The 17,446-nt window shown below is 71.1% G+C and carries 18 protein-coding genes; 5 read left to right on the top strand and 13 right to left on the bottom strand.

Translation table 11 applies throughout. From position 1 onward, the window contains the following. The first annotated feature begins 30 nt into the window (after positions 1-30). Entirely contained in the window at positions 31-1,116 is a 1,086-nt protein-coding gene (locus tag AB0H84_RS14395; protein WP_357603331.1) for a peptidase, read from the top strand. On the opposite strand, the gene AB0H84_RS14390 is transcribed toward AB0H84_RS14395, so the two are convergent. After that, positions 1,113-2,285, bottom strand: a complete 1,173-nt coding sequence (locus AB0H84_RS14390; protein ID WP_357603328.1) for an alpha/beta hydrolase — start codon at positions 2,283-2,285, stop codon at positions 1,113-1,115. The two genes, AB0H84_RS14395 and AB0H84_RS14390, sit on opposite strands and share 4 nt — an antisense overlap. A 141-nt stretch (positions 2,286-2,426) precedes the next feature. On the opposite strand from AB0H84_RS14390, the gene AB0H84_RS14385 reads away from it, so the two are divergent. After that, on the top strand, positions 2,427-3,650 hold the full coding sequence (locus AB0H84_RS14385) for a cytochrome P450 (RefSeq protein ID WP_357603325.1): 1,224 nt from the start codon (positions 2,427-2,429) through the stop codon (positions 3,648-3,650). Between the two features lie 60 nt (positions 3,651-3,710). Beyond that, on the top strand, positions 3,711-4,385 hold the full coding sequence (locus AB0H84_RS14380; protein WP_357603323.1) for a TetR/AcrR family transcriptional regulator: 675 nt from the start codon (positions 3,711-3,713) through the stop codon (positions 4,383-4,385). A gap of 7 nt (positions 4,386-4,392) precedes the next feature. Here AB0H84_RS14380 and AB0H84_RS14375 read toward each other — a convergent pair whose 3' ends face one another. Next, on the bottom strand, positions 4,393-5,196 hold the full coding sequence (locus AB0H84_RS14375; RefSeq protein WP_357603320.1) for a lytic polysaccharide monooxygenase: 804 nt from the start codon (positions 5,194-5,196) through the stop codon (positions 4,393-4,395). 169 nt (positions 5,197-5,365) lie between these two features. Between AB0H84_RS14375 and AB0H84_RS14370 the strand changes: the two genes are divergently transcribed. Next, positions 5,366-6,184, top strand: coding sequence for an SAM-dependent methyltransferase (locus AB0H84_RS14370; protein WP_357603317.1), 819 nt, complete (start codon positions 5,366-5,368; stop codon positions 6,182-6,184). A 3-nt stretch (positions 6,185-6,187) separates the two neighbouring features. On the opposite strand, the gene AB0H84_RS14365 is transcribed toward AB0H84_RS14370, so the two are convergent. From AB0H84_RS14365 to AB0H84_RS14345, 5 genes are all read right to left on the bottom strand, one after another. Continuing rightward, complete coding sequence (locus tag AB0H84_RS14365; protein WP_357603314.1) at positions 6,188-7,093, bottom strand: helix-turn-helix transcriptional regulator; 906 nt, start codon at positions 7,091-7,093, stop codon at positions 6,188-6,190. Positions 7,094-7,209: 116 nt separating this feature from the next. Further along, positions 7,210-7,398 (bottom strand): hypothetical protein, encoded by a 189-nt coding sequence (locus tag AB0H84_RS14360; protein WP_357603311.1) that lies wholly within the window; start codon positions 7,396-7,398, stop codon positions 7,210-7,212. Continuing rightward, positions 7,395-8,519: a sialidase family protein gene (locus AB0H84_RS14355; RefSeq protein ID WP_357603308.1), complete on the bottom strand. Its 1,125-nt coding sequence runs from the start codon at positions 8,517-8,519 to the stop codon at positions 7,395-7,397. The genes AB0H84_RS14360 and AB0H84_RS14355 overlap by 4 nt, the downstream gene beginning before the upstream one ends. A 17-nt stretch (positions 8,520-8,536) precedes the next feature. Further along, positions 8,537-9,430, bottom strand: a complete 894-nt coding sequence (locus tag AB0H84_RS14350; RefSeq protein ID WP_357603305.1) for a dihydrodipicolinate synthase family protein — start codon at positions 9,428-9,430, stop codon at positions 8,537-8,539. 126 nt (positions 9,431-9,556) lie between these two features. Next, entirely contained in the window at positions 9,557-10,234 is a 678-nt protein-coding gene (locus tag AB0H84_RS14345; protein WP_357603303.1) for a GntR family transcriptional regulator, read from the bottom strand. A 165-nt stretch (positions 10,235-10,399) separates the two neighbouring features. On the opposite strand from AB0H84_RS14345, the gene AB0H84_RS14340 reads away from it, so the two are divergent. After that, positions 10,400-11,761 (top strand): MFS transporter, encoded by a 1,362-nt coding sequence (locus tag AB0H84_RS14340; protein WP_357603300.1) that lies wholly within the window; start codon positions 10,400-10,402, stop codon positions 11,759-11,761. Here AB0H84_RS14340 and AB0H84_RS14335 read toward each other — a convergent pair whose 3' ends face one another. The 6 genes from AB0H84_RS14335 to AB0H84_RS14310 all read right to left on the bottom strand — a co-directional run bounded on the left by AB0H84_RS14335 (position 11,762) and on the right by AB0H84_RS14310 (position 17,367). Further along, complete coding sequence (locus AB0H84_RS14335) at positions 11,762-13,027, bottom strand: cytochrome P450 (protein WP_357603297.1); 1,266 nt, start codon at positions 13,025-13,027, stop codon at positions 11,762-11,764. Beyond that, the gene (locus tag AB0H84_RS14330; protein WP_357603294.1) at positions 13,024-13,617 is read right to left on the bottom strand and encodes an ATP/GTP-binding protein; all 594 of its coding nucleotides are present in this window, start codon (positions 13,615-13,617) and stop codon (positions 13,024-13,026) included. The genes AB0H84_RS14335 and AB0H84_RS14330 overlap by 4 nt, the downstream gene beginning before the upstream one ends. Further along, positions 13,598-13,954 carry a DUF742 domain-containing protein gene (locus AB0H84_RS14325; RefSeq protein WP_357603291.1) on the bottom strand — a complete coding sequence of 119 codons (357 nt, stop codon included), beginning with the start codon at positions 13,952-13,954 and terminating at the stop codon, positions 13,598-13,600. The genes AB0H84_RS14330 and AB0H84_RS14325 overlap by 20 nt, the downstream gene beginning before the upstream one ends. After that, entirely contained in the window at positions 13,951-14,385 is a 435-nt protein-coding gene (locus tag AB0H84_RS14320) for a roadblock/LC7 domain-containing protein (protein ID WP_357603288.1), read from the bottom strand. Before AB0H84_RS14320 ends, AB0H84_RS14325 begins: the two co-directional genes overlap by 4 nt. A gap of 85 nt (positions 14,386-14,470) precedes the next feature. Further along, on the bottom strand, positions 14,471-16,066 hold the full coding sequence (locus AB0H84_RS14315) for an ATP-binding protein (RefSeq protein WP_357603285.1): 1,596 nt from the start codon (positions 16,064-16,066) through the stop codon (positions 14,471-14,473). A 173-nt stretch (positions 16,067-16,239) separates the two neighbouring features. Beyond that, positions 16,240-17,367: a hypothetical protein gene (locus AB0H84_RS14310; RefSeq protein WP_357603282.1), complete on the bottom strand. Its 1,128-nt coding sequence runs from the start codon at positions 17,365-17,367 to the stop codon at positions 16,240-16,242. Positions 17,368-17,446 lie beyond the last annotated feature (79 nt).

Below are 17,446 nucleotides of genomic sequence, written 5' to 3'. Positions count from 1 at the left end.
TGCGGCAGATTCCGGTTTCGGGAGGTACGAATGCACCGCAGAGTCGTCCTGCTCTCCGCCGTCGCGATCACCGTGGCGGGCGCCCTGGCCCCGGTGAGCACCGCGCAGGCCAGCGCCACGAACGGCCTCGACCCCAGGCCGGCCGCATGGTCCGCCGCGGACTCCTGGTCGGAGGCCAGGAGCGTCCAGCAGTACTGGACGCCGCAGCGCATGCTGGCGGCCCAGCCGCTGGACACGCCCAGGCCGCGACGGACCCGCTCGGGCGGGCCGACCCAGGGCGACCCGTGGGCCACCCACGGCGCCTCCGACACCATCGCGCGGCGCACCCCCTGGACCACCCGCGGGACCTCCTCGGCCGTCCAGGGCTCCCCATGGTCGGTCCGCGGCACCGCGGCCGTCGACGCCCGGCAAGTGGCCGCGGTGCCCAACAGCCCGGGCCTGCGCTGGACCGACGGTGGCGCCGTCGTGCGCACCACCGGGCGCGTCTTCTTCACCACCGCGGACGGCAACAACGCCTCCTGCTCCGGCTCGGCCGTGACCAGCGCCAACGAGAGCGTCGTGATGACCGCGGGGCACTGCGTGAAGCTGGACGGCGCCTCGCACCGGAACTGGGTGTTCGTCCCCGGTTTCGACAACGGCCGGCGCCCGTTCGGCACGTGGGTGGCCACCAGGCTGCTGACCACCCAGCAGTGGAACGCCCGCGAGGACATCAACTTCGACGTCGCCGCCGCCGTGGTCGCGCCGCTGCAGGGGCGGACGCTGACCGACGTCGTGGGCGGGCAGGGCGTGGCGTTCAACCAGCCCAGGGGGCGGCAGATGTTCTCCTTCGGCTACCCGGCGGCGGCGCCGTTCGACGGCTCCCGGTTGATCTACTGCAGCGGGCGCACGTTCAACGACACCGTCATGACCACGGATCAGGGGTTGCGCTGCAACATGACCGGCGGGGCGAGCGGCGGGCCCTGGTTCCAGAGCTTCAACGAGTCCACCGGGCTCGGCATGCTGAACTCCGTCAACAGCTTCAAGTACAACTTCGCCCCCGATTTCATGTTCGGCCCGTTCTTCGGCAACGAGGCGATGGCCGTCTACCAGGCGGCACAGCGCGCCAACACCCTCTAGGCGCAGGTCCTCTTCTCAGGGGCACAGAACTTGATCTCCGGGTAACGCGCCGACGGCTTGTCCAGGAGGGGCTGTGCCTGCTTGCGCACGTGCAGGTCGAAGAAGGCGCGCACGTACTGGCGGGTGATCTCCAGGGATCGGGCGCCGGGCAGGCCGGCCCCATCGTCGACGCCGAGCTGATCAGTCAGCAGGCCGTAGTCGGTGAAGGAGACGTGCACCGCACCGGTCATGAGGAGCCAGCGCTTCCAGCCGGTCATGCTCTTCCAATCACGCTCCCACGAGGCGGCCTCCTTCCCGGTTCCCGGGGTGTACGTGGACGGCTTGCCCAGGAACATGAACGGCCGTGACAGCCCGCCGGCCGGGATCGGAATGTCCGTGGTCCCGTCCATGTCGATCCCGGCGCGTACCCGGGAGTCCGCGAGCATGGTGGTGATGGTGCTCGCGCCGCCGACCGACTGGCCGGCCATCGCGATCCTGGAGGGGTCGATCAGGCGAGCGCCCTTCCACTTCGGGTGCGACCCGGTCAGCTCGTCGAGCACGAAGGAGACGTCAGCCGCCCGCCCCTTCTCCAGCTTCTCCCACCATGTCGGGGTCTTGTCGATCTCGCACACGACACACGTGGTGACCCGTCCGTCGGGGAAGGTGGTGGCGACGCTCTCGTACGTGTGCTCGATCCCGGCCACCACATATCCCCGGCTGGCCAGCTCCTCGGCCAGCCCCGTGAGCTCGCTCCTGGGCTTGCCGAAGCCGGGCGAGAGCACGACAAGGGGCAGGCCGTGCCTGCGGCCCGCCGGCTTGGCATCGGTGAAGGCGTTGGTGCGGGTCTTGCTCAGCGCGTCGGCGGGCACGCCGGTGATGCCGCTGTCCTCAAGGAGGAGCTCCGACTCCTTCGCCGTCATGTACGGCGCCCGCTCACGGCCCGGCGCCTTGGCCGGGTACCAGAGGGAGACCATCAGCTCCCTGGCCTCGGCCGTCGGAACCCAGGGGTCCGGGCGAGAGGTGTCCGTGAGATGCAGGGAGGTGGTGCCGACCGGATGAGTCCCGGTCGGCCGCGGGAGAGACGGCGTGGTTGACGCGGCCGCCGCGGGCGCGGAGAAGAGCCCGGCGGTCGCCGTCACAGCGAGCAGGCCCACGGCGAACGGGCGGATTGCTTTGGAGAGAGCGATCATGTCGAGGGACTATACCCCGAGTATATACATGCGAGGTACAAGATGCCGGAACTCACCCGAGAGGCTTTTCGAGGCGATTGTCTTATTAAGGCGGTCGCCTTATATTCGGAAGCGTCGGGCCTTTCGAGCTGAAGGACGAAGATGACTGCTGACGCGATCCCGGAGTTCCCGTTCGACCGTCCCACGGCCCTGGAGCCGCCGCCACAGCTCGCGGAGTTGCGGGAGAAATGCCCCGTGGCGCACGTACGGCTGCCGAGCGGCGATGTGGCCACCCTGGTGACGAGGTACGACGACGCCCGCGCCGTGCTGGCCGACCCGCGCTTCAGTCGCAACCTCGCCAGGGAGGGCGCCGCCCGGCTGGCCACCACCGAGGACGGCGGCCTGTTCAACCGGCGCAGGGACGAGACCATGGACATCAGCGAGGGGCAGGGCCACATGCGGTGGCGTCGCCTGCTCAGCCGCTGGTTCACTGCACGGAAGATGGAGGTGTGGCGGCCAAGGGTCCAGGCGATGGCCGACGACCTGCTGGACGCCATGGTGGCCAAGGGCTCCCCCGGCAACCTGTCGACCGCGCTGGGGCTGCCGCTTCCCGTGCGGGTCATCTGCGCGCTGGTCGGAGCGCCGGCCGAGGACCAGGACAAGTTCGCGCACTGGTCCACCACCATGCTCACGCTCACGCGCAACACCCAGGAAGAGGTCGACCAGGCCTACCAGGAGTTCTCCGCGTACGTGTCGGACCTGATCGACCGCAACCGGGAGAACCCCGGCGACGACCTGCTCAGCGAGCTGACCCAGATCACCGACGCCGAGGACGGCCGGCTCAGCAAGCCCGAGCTGATCAGCACCGTCAGGGGACTGCTGCTGGCCGGCCACGAGACGACCTCCAACATGATCGGGATCATGATGGCGATGCTGCTCGCCGACCGGCAGCGCTTCGAGGCCGTCGTCGACGACCCCGACCTGGTGCCGGGCACCGTCGAGGAGGTGCTGCGCCTGGACAGCACGCTGTCGGCCATCGGCGGGGTGCCCAGGTACCTCACCGAGGAGATCACGCTCAGCGACGTCGACGTGCCCGCCGGCGCCACGCTGATCCCCAGCATCGCCGCCGCCAACCGCGACCCGGGCAAGTTCGCCGATCCGGACCGGTTCGACCCGCGGCGGCCGAACAGCAACCAGCACCTGACCTTCGGCGCGGGGCCGCACTACTGCCTCGGGCAGCCGCTGGCCAGGGTCGAGCTCCAGGTCGTGCTGGACACCCTGGCGCGCAGGCTGCCGGACCTGCGGCTGCGGGACGCTCCGGAGGAGTTGCGGATGCGTACCGGCGGGATGACCGGCGGGCTCCAGGACGTATGGGTCACGTGGTGACCGGGTAAGGGGCGATAATCGTCGGGGGACGGTGCAGAAAGACGAGATCAAGGATCAGCCATGCAAGTCAGTACGGCGGTCGCCACGCCGTCTCCCCGATCGACGCGCGCCCGGGACAAGCTGATGCACACCGCCGAACAGCTCTACGCCGAGCACGGGTTCGCGAACGTCTCCATCAGGATGATCAGCGAGGCGGCCGGCCAGCGCAACAAGTCCGCCGTCCAATACCACTTCAGCACCCGTGATGAGCTGATCCAGGCGATCCTGGCCCGCCACGCGGCCGCCATCGACGAGCACCGGATCCCGATGGTGGCCGCGCTGGAGGCGTCGGGCGAGGTGTCCCTCCGGGAGTGGATCGCCTGCATCCTCACGCCGCACATCGAGCATCACATCCAGCTGGGCACGCCGTCCTGGTACGGGCGCTTCCTCGCCCAGGCCGTCGTCGAGCCCTCCCTGCGCGAGCATGCCGTCCAGGCGAGCCTGCGGACGCCCTCGTTCCAGCGCCTGGAGAAGCTCTGGCCCCCGCGGCCGGACCGCGATCCCGACCTGGCCGCCCAGTACCGAGCCATGATCCGCCTGCTCGTCGTGCACATGTGCGCCGAGCTCGAAGGCGACCTGGCCATGGGGCTGGTCGCCCCGGCCGACGCCGAGCAGTCGTGGCGCCGGCTGGGCGAGCACCTGATCACGGCGGTATGCGGGCTCAGCACCGCCCTGCTGGAGATCCCAGAGCCATGACGTGGCGCTAACGACGACGCGGCCGGACCGTGAGGACGGTCAGGACCCCGGCTCCGGCCACGAACAGGACCGCCACGGTGACCGGCCAGGGGATGCCGGTGTACCCGGCGGTCCTGTAGGCCACCGGCCGGGGCTGAGCCTGGACCGCCGTCGCGGCGCGGAAGATCACGTCCGAGCAGGAGTAATAGGTATCCGGGGTGTCGGAGTTCTGCCAGATCGTGTAGATCAGGTGGCGACCGGTTCTGCCGGTGGGCAGGCGGCCCTCGATGACGTACGAGCCGTCGGCCAGCTTCGGGTCGGTGGCCTGGAGGAACGGCTTGCGCTCCAGGTCGGACCACTTCAGCGGCCTGGCCGGATCGTAGCCGTTCTTCGTGACGTACAGCCGGAAGGTCCCGCGGTGCGGGATGGTGCCGCGATACCTGAAGGTGAAGCTGGCTCCCGCCGTCAGCGTCGTGGCCGGCCAGTCGGCGCGGGCGAGGTCGAGCCCCTTGAACTCGGGGAGGCCCCCGCTGCAGAGCTTGCCGTCCGGGATCACCTCGCGGTCCTTGCCGGCGACGTTCGCCACCCGCAGGTTGTCCCAGTCGGCGGGCATGGCCCTGCCGCTCGCCGCCACGGCCGCGCGGCAGGCGGCCGGCCGCGTCTTGAGCGGGCTGTCGGCGCCGCAGGCCGCTGCCCGGCTGAGCGGCCTCTGCAGCGCGCCGTGCGCATCCGCCGGCCCAGTGGTCAGCACAGTGGTCAGCACAGTGACCGGCACGGTGACCAGCGCCAGCGACAGCAGCCCGACACTCACCATCGTGATCCGGCGCCGCATGTGGCCGACCTCCCCATCTCGTCCTACAGCGAGGTACGGCCCCTCGCCCGCGCGGGTTCACCGGATTTGTCACTGAGCCCCAATGACACCGCCGAGCGCGCCTGATACAAAGGCAAAAGCTCTCAAGATACGTAGATGCGACATATCAACATAAGAGGTGAAGCTCTTCGTGACGGATGACTCACCCCTGGACCCCGCGCTCCTTTCCAGGATCGACACCAGCAAGCCGCATCAGGCCAGGGTGTGGAACTACTGGCTGGGCGGCAAGGACAACTACCCTGTCGACCGGCAGCTCGCGGAGAAACTCCGGGACGTCTATCCGGGGATGGAAGACATCGCCCGTCATACTCGGGTCTTCCTGGGGCGAGCCGTCCGGCATCTCGCCGGAAAGGCCGGCATCCGGCAGTTCCTGGACATCGGCACGGGGCTGCCGACCGTTGACCACACCCATGAGGTGGCCCAGCGGGTGGACCCGACGAGCCGGGTCGTCTACGTCGACAACGATCCGCTGGTGCTGGTGCACGCGCGCGCCCTGCTCGCCAGTGACCCGCGAGGGGCCTGCGACTACATCGAGGCCGACGTGCGCGAGCCGGACACCATCTTGGAGTTCGCGGCCAAGACGCTGGACCTCAGCCGGCCGACCGCGCTCATGCTCCTGGGCGTGATGGGCACGATCGTCGACGACGACGAGGCGTACGCGCTGGTGCGCCAGCTGATGGACGCGCTGCCTTCGGGCAGCTACCTGGTGTTCGAGGACGGCACGAACACCGTCAAGCCAGAGGCGGCCGCGGAGGCCGAGCAGCTGATCGACAAGGGCGAGGTGTACGAGTACCGGCTGCGCACCCCCGCGGAGATCGCCCGCTTCTTCGACGGGCTGGAGCTCGTGGATCCCGGCATCGTGTCGGTCTCCCGCTGGCAGCTGGAGTCCGACGTGTTCGGGCTGCCGCCGGAGGTGGACGCGTTCTGCGGCGTGGGCCGCAAACCGTGACGGTCAGAGCGCGTCGATGATCTTACGCAGGATGGCCGGGGTGTCGGGCGCGGGCGCGGCCTGCACGCCGAGCTCGTCCATCAGCGTCTGGTACGGCAGCACCTCGGACTCCTTGCCGAGGTACTGGGCGCCGGCCAGTTGCTCGAGGTAGACCACGTCGCGCAGCCCGGCCTGGGCGAAGCGCAGGACGGTGACGGGCCCGACGCCGCCGACGGCCCAGCCCTCGGTGAACGGGACCACCTGCACCGTGATGTTGGGCTGCGCGGCCATCCGGTCGAGATGCTCGAGCTGGGCCCGCATGATCTCCGGGCTGCCGACGCGGTGGTGCAGCACCGCCTCGTCCAGCACCACCCAGAGCTTGCGTGACAGGGGCGGGGCGAGGATCCGCTGGCGGCGCATCCGCACCTCGACGCGGCGCTCGATCCGCTCCGCGGAGTCGCCCTTGTTGCCCCCGCTGAAGACCGCGCGGGCGTACTCCTCGGTCTGCAGCAGGCCGGGCACGAACTGCACCTCGTACGTGCGGATCAACGCGGCGTCCTGCTCGAGCCCGAGGTAGTCCTCGAACCAGTCGGGGACCACGTCGCGGTAGTCGTGCCACCAGGTGGGCTCGTTGGCCTGCTTGGCCAGGGCGAGCACGGCCTCGCGCTCTTTCTCGTCGGCCACGCCGTACAGGGTGAGCAGGTCGGCGACGTCGCGCGGCTTGAAGCTCGTGCGCCCGCCCTCCATGCGGCTGATCTTGGAGTGGGACCCCCGGATGGCGTATCCGGCGTCCTCGCGCGAGATCCCGCTGGCCTCCCGGAATCGACGCAGCTGCGCCCCGACCAGGATGCGCAGCGCGGTCGGCCCGGACCCGACGGCATCCCTACCGGGTGTTTCGGCCAGGTCACCCTTATCGTGAGCAGTCGCCATCCGTGCCCCTCAATCGGCAAACTCGCCACAGTCCGGCCCGCTCAATCTTGCCACGTCGCCCGCGGCAGATCGGATATTTCCCGGTGCGAGATATGCGCCGCCCCAGAGCGCACGTCCTACGCCCGGATGTCGACGTCTCCGCACACGTGCACCTCCACGCCCAGGCGGTGGAAGTACGCCGCCTTCGCGACGAGCGCCCTGCCGGCCGTGGCGGCGTCGGGGGCGTAGGCGACCTGGACGTGGTTGGCCTGGTGGCGGGCCATGAACTGGTCGCGGTCGATCCCATGGGGGTACGGGCTGGTCATCGCGGCTCCAGATCGGCAAGGAGCAGCCGGGCGAGGACGATCCCCCTGCGCTGCCAGGTGTAGGTGACGAGGAGGTGGTCGGGGGTGAGGACGGCGGAGGGGTAGCTGTACTCGGCGACGCCGCCGGTGACGACACCCGCATCGCCCGGCGCGAAGCCGGCACCGGCGCTGCCGGCGGCCATCCCCGCGCCCCCCGGCGCGAAGCCGGCTTCGGCGCTGCCGGCGGCCATCCCCGCGAAGCCGGCTCGGGTGCCGCGGTCGTCCAGGAGCCGTGGCACGGCCGGATCGACGGGGACGACGCCGTCGTCCACAGTGGGGCCCGCGTGCCAGGTCAGCCCGTCGTCGTCCGACAGCGACACCACGAGCGGGCAGCGGCTGCCCCACGACTCGGCGCTCGGATTGTGCACGCAGGCCACCCGCCCTGACGGCAGCGCGACCGCCGTGAGGCCGCTGTTGTTGTTCGGCAGGCTCGTGGGCTCAGCGGGCGTCCAGGTACGCCCGCCGTCGCGGGAGAGCGAGCGGTACGCCCGCCCCTCGGTGCTGCGCATCAGCGCGACGGGGCCGTCCGCTCCCCACCACAGCGCGGGCTGGATGTGCCCGGCCCCGGCCAGCACGTCATGGTCGACGGGGATCGGGGCGCGCGTCCAGCTCAGCCCTCCGTCGTCGGAGACGTCCACGAACGGGTCCCAGCGCGGCGGCTCTCCCCACCGCTCCGTCGAGCCGGGGGCCAGCCAGCGCCGCCCTCCGGGAGCGAGCAGCGGCGGGTTCCTGACCGGGCCCCGGCCGCCGGACCGGTCTCCCGGTACGAGCTCGCGTACCGGCTCCCACGTGGCGCCGGCGTCGTACGAGCGGGTGACCAGCGTGATCCACTCGGAGATGCGCTCGCCCGCCTTGCAGAACAGCCACAGCGCGCCGTCGGGGCCGGGCGCCAGCACCGGGTTCCAGTGCGCGACATCCCTGCCGGTGGCCAGGGTGGACACCTCTCCACCCCGGGCGACGCGGATGCGGTTGTCGGGCGTGCCCTCCCTCGTCCCGGCGAACCACGCGACGACGGGGATTCCGTCCACCACCGCGAGGGTGGACGCGTGGCACTGCGTCCACCGGGGGTCGTCAATGGTCACGAACTCCCGGCGGATCATCAGGGCCTCGGGAGCGTCTCGGCCAGCCGCGCGATGCGCTGACGCAGGTCGGGGCCGATCTCGGGGGCGGGCATGCGGAGCGCGCCCGTACCGCGTCCGAGGTGGCTCAGCGCCAGCTTGATGCCCTCGACGGTGCCGCCCAGCGTGGCCAGCACCTCGTCCACCCGCGCCTGGGCGGAACGTTCCGCGTCGGCGTCCCCGGCGGCCACGGCGTCGGCGAGCAGCGCGAACGGCTCGGGGAACGCCGCCGACAGCCCCGAGACGACTCCGGCGCCGCCGCCGCGGACGACCTCGGCGAGCCTGGTGTCCGAGCCCGACCACACCCGGGCGGAGGCCGGCAGCGCCGCGCGGTACTCCGCGAACCGCTCGGCTGCCAGGCCGCTCAGCTTGGCGCCGGCCAGCCCGGTCTCCGCGGCCATCGCCGCGAAGTCGGCAGGCTCGACGACCACGCCGGAGCGCTCGCTGAAGAGGTAGCCGTAGACGGCGGCGGGACCCGCCGCCTCCGTCACCGCGGCGAAGTGCCTGAGCACGGCGCCGGTGTCGGCAGGCAGATAGTACGGGGTCAGCGTCGCCAGCCTGCGCGCCCCGAGCGCCACGGCGTCGCGGGCCAGCGCCACCGCCTCCCGGGTGGCCGCGGCGCCGACGTGCACCACGACCCGCTCCGGACCGAACACGGCCAGCGCGAGCTCGGCGACGGCACGGCGCTCGGCGCGGTCGAGCGCGGGGAACTCGCCGGTGGTGCCGCACACGAAGACCCCGTCGACGCGGCGCGCGAGATCCGTGAAGTGCGCCTTGGTGGTGGCGTGGTCGAGCTCCCCCGCCTCGTCGAAGAAGGTCGGGACGGCGGCGAGGATCTCGGCACGGGGTGGGGTGTTCTCTCGGTTTTCCGGCATGGCGGGACCTCGGTTCGTCGATGGCGAGGCACGGCGATGCCTCGGTACGTCACTGATGGCAGGCGGGATCGATGGAAGGCGGGCGGAACCCCGGGCGGCAAGCGGAGGGAACAGGCCGGGGGGAGGTCAGAGGGCGGGCTGGGCGCGCTCCCGCTCGATCAGCGTCGCCCGGATCCGGGCGCAGGAGCCGTCGAGGTGCGCGGCGAGCGCGGCCAGCGCGGCGTCGACGTCGCCCGAGCGGACGATGTCCCTGAGGTCGGCGTGGTCCTGGGCGACGGGCACCAGGTCGCGGTCGGTGTTGGTGATCTCCAGCACCGCCGCGAACAGCGGCCGGTGCAGCGCCCAGGTGGCGGTCAGCCAGCGGTTGTCGCCGATCGTGTAGAAGCCGCTGTGGAAGTCGAGGTCGGCGGCGGCGAACTTGGCGGCGTCGGAGTCGGCGGCGGCGGCCCGCATCTGCTCGACCGCCTCGTCGACCGGGGACCAGTCGGCGGCGTCGAGGCGGGCGACGGCCTCCTTGATGGCCAGGCTCTCCAGCGCGCCGCGGAGCGCGTAGAGTTCACGAAGGTCCTGGTCGGACAGGCCACGGACGAAGACGCCCCGCTTGCGCGTCTCCACCAGCCCTTCGATCTCCAGCTGGCGGAGCGCGTCGCGCACCGGCCCGCGGCTCACTCCGAAGCGCTCCGCGATCCGGCCCTCGACCAGATGCGTGTCCACGCTCAGCTCGCCACGCACGATGAGCGAGCGGAGCTGGGCGAGCAGCTGATCTCCGAGCGGTGGGTTGCGCAACGGATTGGTGATCGACACCAGCTCTCCTCTCCTGAGTCTCCGCCGACCCGGAGACTATCCCGCACAACTGCATACGGTCAACGTTAACGGATGACCGTTGACGGTTAACCGTCTTCCAAGTCATAGTGTGCGACAACTGAACCACTGCGGAAACGTGCAAGCCCCAGCAGAAAGGGAGGCGCCATGGTCGCGACCCTTCCGAAGACAGATCTCCGCTACACCTGGAAGGTCACGGCCTCCAGCTTCCTCGGCAACACGCTGGAGTACTACGACTTCCTCGTCTACGGCACGGCCGCCGCCGTCGTCTTCCCCAAGGTCTTCTTCCCCGACGCGAGCGGCTTCGTGGCCACGCTCTCCGCCTTCGGCACGTTCGCCGTCGGCTTCCTGGCCAGGCCGCTGGGCGGGCTGTTCTTCGGGAGCCGGGGCGACCGCCACGGCCGCAAGTCCACCCTGATGGTCACGCTCGTCGTGATGGGAGTCAGCACCATCCTCATCGGGCTGCTGCCGGGGTTCGGCACCATCGGGATCTGGGCCCCCGTCCTGCTGGTGGCGCTGCGGTTGCTGCAGGGCTTCGCGGTCGGCGGCGAGTGGGGCGGATCGATGATCATCGTGCTGGAGTCGGCTCCGCCGAACCGCCGTGGCTTCTTCAGCGCCTGGCCCAACACCGGCGGCTTCTCCGCGCAGATCCTCATCACCGGGATCTTCGCCTACGTCTACACGCTCCCCGATGATCAGCTGCTGAGCTGGGGGTGGCGGATCCCGTTCCTGCTGTCGGCCGTGGTCCTCGTCGTGACGTTCTGGATGCGGCGCAGCCTGCACGAGACGCCCGTCTTCACCGAGGCCGTGGCCAGCGAGAAGGAGGGCGGCAAGGAGGGCGAGACGGCCGCCGCGGAGCCCGAGCGTCCGAAGCACGGGCCGATCCGGACGATCTTCGTGGACGACTGGCGCAACCTGCTGCTGATCATCGGCCTGCGGTTCGCCGAGTCGGTGCCGTACTTCCTGCTCACGGTGTTCGCGCTGTCCTACGGCACCAGCGCGCTCGGCCTCGAGAAGACCCAGCTCAACAACGCGATCCTCGTCGCCGCCGTGCTCTCCTTCGTCAGCCACGGCGTGTTCGCCGCGATCTCCGACCGGGTCGGGCGGCGGCCGATCTACTTCTTCGGCGCCGTCGTGGTGTTCGTCATGGCCTTCCCGTTCTTCGCCATGCTGCACAGCGGGTCGATGGTGCTGATCGTGCTCGGGTACGTGCTGATCCTCAACTTCGGGCACAACGCCATCAACGCCATCCAGCCCGCGTTCTTCGCCGAGCTGTTCCCCGCCGAGCGCCGCTACACGGGCGCCGCGGCGGGCCGCGAGATCGCCTCCATCTTCGCGGGCGGCCTGACCCCGTTCATCGCCACGGCGCTGGCCGGCAAGGACGGCTCCCGCTGGCCGCTGGTCGCCGCGTACGTCATGATCGGCGCCCTGATCACGATGTTCGCGGTGTACAAGGCGCCGGAGTCCTTCCGCCGCGACCTCAGCGCCACCGGCAAGAGCGTGCGCTGATCAGGACTCCCAGTGCTCGGCCGGTCTCCGACCCAGGGGGCCGGCCGGGCTGAACAGGACGGGCAGCGCCTCCAGCCCGCGCACCCAGACGGACGGCCGCCAGCGCAGCCGCTCCGGCTCCACCGCGAGGTGCACGTCGGGCAGCCGGTCCAGAAGCACTTCGATGGCCGTCTTGGCGATGATCTCGGCGAGTTCCGGCGCCGGAAAGGGACAGCCGTATTCGCCGTGGCTGAACGACATGTGCGCCCTGTTCGCGCCGGAGTGGACCGGCGCGGCCGGGCGCACCTGCGGGTCGGCGTTGGCCGCCGCGATGCCGAGCACCAGAAGATCGCCCCTGCGCACGCGCCGCCCGGCCACGTCGCAGTCGCGTACGGCCCAGCGCGACGGCATGGCCTGCGTGGGCGGGTCCCTCCACAGCACCTCGTTCAGGGCCTGGCCCACGCTGCTCCGGCCGCCCTGGAGCGTCATCGAGAAGTGGTCGTCCACCAGCATGAGCCGCAGCGTGTTGCCGATCCAGTTCGAGCTCGGGGTGTGGGAGGCCAGCATCAGCACCATGAGATCCTGGACGACCTGCTCGTCGGAGAGCCCCGCGGAGTGCGCCAGCAGGTGCGAGGTGAGGTCGTGCCCCGGCCTGGCGCGCTTGGCGGCCACGAGCCGGTTCACCTGCTCCATGACCCGCAGCCCGGCGGGGAAGGACTCCTCGCCCGCGTCCGTCACCAGGTAGGCGTCCTTGACCAGCTCGGGCAGTTCCGACTCCGGCAGGCCGTACAGCCGGGTGACGACCTCGGCCGGGATCCGGTGGGCGTACTGGCTGATCAGGTCGGCGCGACCGTCCCCCGAGAACTCGTCGATCAGCCGGTCGGCGACCCGCTCGCAGATCATGTTCAGCTCGATGCGGTCGACGGTGTCCAGCGCGTCGCCGATCGCGCCGCCCCGGAGCTTGCGCTCGGCGCCCTCGGTGAACACCAGGGACGGCTGCCAGCTCACGAACGCGCGCACCGGCCAGTTCTCGGGGATGTGGTCCCACAGGTTCCAGCGCCTGGAGTCGCGGCCGAAGAGCTGGGGCTGGCTGGTGACGTGGTGCAGTTCGCGGTAGCCGACCACGAGCCAGGCGGGGATGTCGTCGTCGAGCAGGACCGGCACGATCGGCCCGTGTTTGCGGCGCATCTCCTCGTACACCGCGACCGGGTCGGCGTGGATCTCCGGCCCGTACAGCCGCATGGCGGCGACGTGATCGGGATAGGCCTCCATGAGCGGGTTCGTCACGACTCGCCGTCCCGGGTGCCGGCAATGTGCTTCACGAGCGTGATGAGCACGTGCTTGGACGAGGGGCGCTTGCGCGCGTCGCACTCGATGAGCGGGACGTCGGGTGAGAGCGCGAGCGCCTCGCGCACGGCCTCCAGCGAGGGGCCGTCGGCGAAGCGGTTGACGGCCACGACGAACGGCGTCTTGTGGTGCTCCAGCCGGTCGATGGAGTACCAGGAGTCCTGCAGGCGGCGGGTGTCCACCAGGACGACCGCGCCCAGGCTGCCGGCGAAGAGCTGGTCCCACACGAACCAGAAGCGCTGCTGACCCGGGGCCCCGAACAGGTACAGCACCTTGTCGGGGGTCACCGTGATCCGGCCGAAGTCGAAGGCGACCGTCGTGGTGGTCTTGGCCCGCACCCGGCTGGCGTCGTCGATGCCCTCGCTCGCCTGGGTCATGACCTCCTCGGTGCTCAGCGGGCGGATCTCGCTGACCGAGCCGACCATGGTCGTCTTGCCCACGCCAAAGCCGCCGACGATCACGATCTTCAGTGCGTCGAGTGCGGTTCCGCGCAGCGGTGTGCGTACGGCGTCAGAGGTCGTGGAGGGCACTGAGCACCTGCCTCAGGGTCTCGGGGTCCGGCCGCCCGGCCTGCAGGGCGGAGGACGGATGGCGAACGGTGATGCGGCCGGTGTCCAGCAGGTCGCGCAGCAGGATCTTCACCACGCTCACCGGCAGCCGCAGCTCGGCGGAGATCTCCACCACCGCCGCCGGCTCCCGGGTCAGCTGGAGGATCTTGACGTGCTCCGACTGCATGCCGGGGGCCGGCTCGCACTCGCTGACGATCAGGGAGACGGAGTCGAAGGCGTTCTCGTCGGCACGGGTGCGGCCGCCGGTGACCGTGTAGAGCCGGTCCGGGTCCTCCCGGTCGACAGGGCGCGGTGTCATGGGCGCTCGCCGCTGGTCTCCGCTCGACGCGGCGCCGCGCTGAGGTAGACCCCGATCTGCTCGACCATCTCGTTCATGTTGTGCGCGATCAGCCCCACGTCGCCGTCCTCGTCGGCGATCACGGCCAGATGCGCGCCCTCGCCGGCGGGCACGATGAGCAGCAGCCCGCCGGCGAACTCCACCATCGCCTGCCCCGCGCCGATGCCGTCGCCGAACTCGGCGGAGGCGCTCAGCGACAGGCTCTGGATGCCGGCGGCCAGGGCCGCGAGCTGGTCGGCCTTGTCGCGATCGAGGCCCGAGGTGACGCACATCTTGAGACCGTCCCTGGTCAGGACCAGGACGTGCCTGACTCCCGGGGTCTTCTTCCTGAGGTTCTCCAGCAGCCAGTCGAGCTCGCCATCGGTGGTGCCTGCAGCGTCGATAGTGCTCATCGAAACGACGGGACGCGCGTGTGCGGCGCGGGCGTCCCTGCCTCCTTACTGTGATCAGAAAGTTCCGGGGGGCGGCGACGCATGCTCACGCGTCGCCGGTGGCCGGAGAAGACGTACGCCCACGGCCGCCCGCCTGGCGGAACGCGGCGAACCTCGCCGCCGAATCACGCCCGTCGCGGGCCACCGCCCTGGCCTCCGGCGCCTGCCGCGCCCTCGTCGCCTCGGCCAGCGTCTGCCCGCGACGCCGCCTGGGCAGCAGCTCCTCGCCGGTCGGCGGGTCCTCCGCAGGGGCCGCCTGCGCGGGCACGGCCGGCGGCTCGGCGCTCCTGGGCTGTGTGATCAGTACGCGCGGGATCAGCATCACGACCCCGGTGCCGCCGCGGGCCGACGGGCGGAAGCTCACGGTCAGGCCGTACTTGTCGACCAGGCGGCCCACCACCGCGAGACCCAGCCTGGTGCCGGAGAGCGTGCGCAGGTCGAGCGGCTCGGAGACGAGCTTGGCGGCGTGCTGCCGCTCGCGCGGCCGCATGCCGAGACCGCTGTCGTCGATCGTGATCACGATGCCGGCGTCCTCCTCGTCCACGTACACGTGCACCTCCGTGCCGTGCGCCGAGAACGTGGCGGCGTTGTCCATCAGCTCGGCCAGCGCGTGCATGACGCCCTCGGCCGCGTACCCGACCACGGCGGCGGCGCTGGTGGAGTGGAGGCGGACGCGGCGGTAGGCGCCGATGCGGCCCATGGCGCCGCGTAGGATGCTCTCCATCACGATCGGCCGCGTCCACCGCCGGCCCGAACGCCCGCCGCTCAGCAGGGCGATGTTGTCGGCCAGCCGGCTCATCTGGGAGACGCGGTGGTCCAGGTCGAGCAGGTCGCTGAGGACGTCCTCCTGCTCGCCGTACTGCTCCTCCAGGCCGCGCAGCTGCGCGAGGAGGCTGGTCGCCTGGGCCTGCACCCGGGCCGCGGCGCCGGCGCAGGCGGCCATCACGGCGGCTCCTCTGCGCTCGCTCTCGCCGAGGTGCTGCGCCGTCTCGCCCAGCAGGTCGCGCAGGGGGCCGCCCTCCGGCTGCGGCACGTCCGCCAGCGCGGCGCCGACCGACATCCGGTCCCTCTGGAGCCGTCGTACGAGCTCCGGCAGCGTGTCGGAGGAGAGCCGGGAGATCTCCTGCTCCAGCGCCTCGCGGGCCGCCCTGGCGCCGGACTCGGCCGACTCTCGGGCCTTCCTCGCCGTGTCGCGCTCGCGCTGGAGCACCCCGAGCTCGTTGCCGGCCGCTCGGAGCACCCGCTGCAGGGAGCTCTCGCCGAAGCTCGGCACCTGGGCGAACGCGTCCACGACCGGCACGCCCTCGCGCACCCGGCGCCCCAGCACGGGCAGCGCCTCCTCGGCCACCCGCATGTTCTCCTGCCGCAGCCACAGGTACCGCGCCTCGGCCCACCTGGCCTGCCGGCGCAGCTCGCGGCCGGTGGCGGCGTAGTAGGCGGCGGCCCCGGCGGCGCAGGCCAGCAGCAGCGTCGAGCCGGCGCCCACGGCCGCCATCAATCCCCTGGCCCCGGCAGGAGCGGCGGTCACCGCCCACAACCACACAGCAGCCGTGACCACCATCGTGCCCACGAAGGCGACGACCGCCAGCTCCTTGGAGGTGAGCTTCCGTTCGGGCGTCCGTTGAGGTACGTCTGCTTGCATGTTCGGGGGTCCTCAGGGCGGGGGGCGGGCATGCATGACTTAAGGCCCACGACTTACTGTGTCCGTTTCACGACTGTCCGCGAACGGGAACGGCACTCACCGTAGCACCACGAGTACCATAAGAACAGACATCCACCCTGGAACCGGTCGCTTCACCAGTAACAGAACATTCATCACACCTCCTCGGCGACGCCGAGGTACATCACCCCCGGGTTGGCGGGGTTGAAGGCGATGGAGGTGATCCGGTCGTAGGAGTTGTGGTTGACGGTGACCCGGTTCAGGCGGGCGTCGTACCGGTAGATGTCCGTGCCGATGTTCGACCACCCAGTGCCGAAGTCGAAGTAGAGGACGCCCGGGTCCGTCGGGTGCGGGGCGAGCAGCGGCCCGTTGGGGATCGTGACCTCGTCGCCCTGGTCCACGACGCGCGTGAAGCGCCGGCCTCCGTCGTAGGACCGGTAGATGTGCCGGCCGCCGGACGGCGCGCCCGCCTCCGACTCCGCGATGTCCAGCCCCATCGCGTAGACGACGTTCGGGGCGGCCGGGGAGATCGCGGCGCTGAACACGTTGACCTTGCCGCCGGTCGCGCTCAGCCCGGTGGAGGCACTCCACGTGCGGCCACCGTCGAAGGTGACGCGGGCGCCGACGTTGGACGCGCCGAGCACCACATGGTTCAGGTCGTACGGGTCGAACACCGCCGTGTAGGCCATGAGCAGGTCGCTCTGCGGCCAGGCGGGCACCCCGATGGGCCGCCACGTACGCCCGCCGTCCCGCGAGTCGTACAACCTGCCGGAGCCGTCGGCCACCCGCAGGCGGTCGCCGCGGAAGCGGTCCGCGCCGAGCCCGGCCAGCTCGCCGGCCGGTGAGGTGAGCGGGGTGACGCCCTCGGGCGTGGCGAGCGCGAGGTTGCCCTCGCGGTCCCACGCGTAGGCCCGGCCGCCCCGAGCCGGGACCAGCTCGACCTGCGAGCCGCTCACCTCGCCGGCCGCCGTCCAAGTGCAGCCCGCGTCCTTGGAGCTCAGCAGCCGGTTGTTGGACATGGCGAGCAGTTCGTTCGGCCGGTCGAGGGCGACGAGCCCGGTGGTGTACACGACCGGGCGCAGCACCTGGCTGGTGGGCGCGATGGTCCGGCCGTCGTTCCGCGTGTACGTCACCGACCCGTCGCCGGTGACCGTCCTGCAGATCGGCTGGCGCCAGAAGCCGGCGAGGCCGTCGCCGGTGGGCTCGTCACCCGCGAGCGCGGGTGCGGCGGCCGACAGGACCGCCAGCGCGGTCGCGAGTCCGATGGTGAATGCCTTCTTCAACACTGTCTCCCCGACGTGCCGGTGTTACCGGAGTCCGTCCTATCGGGGAGCGAAGCGCCCGGGCCAGCGCAAACGGCGG

Origin of the sequence: Nonomuraea sp. NPDC050786 (assembly GCF_040654115.1) — a bacterium.
Taxonomy (GTDB): Bacteria; Actinomycetota; Actinomycetes; order Streptosporangiales; family Streptosporangiaceae; genus Nonomuraea.
This window is presented reverse-complemented; position numbering and strand designations above follow the sequence as displayed.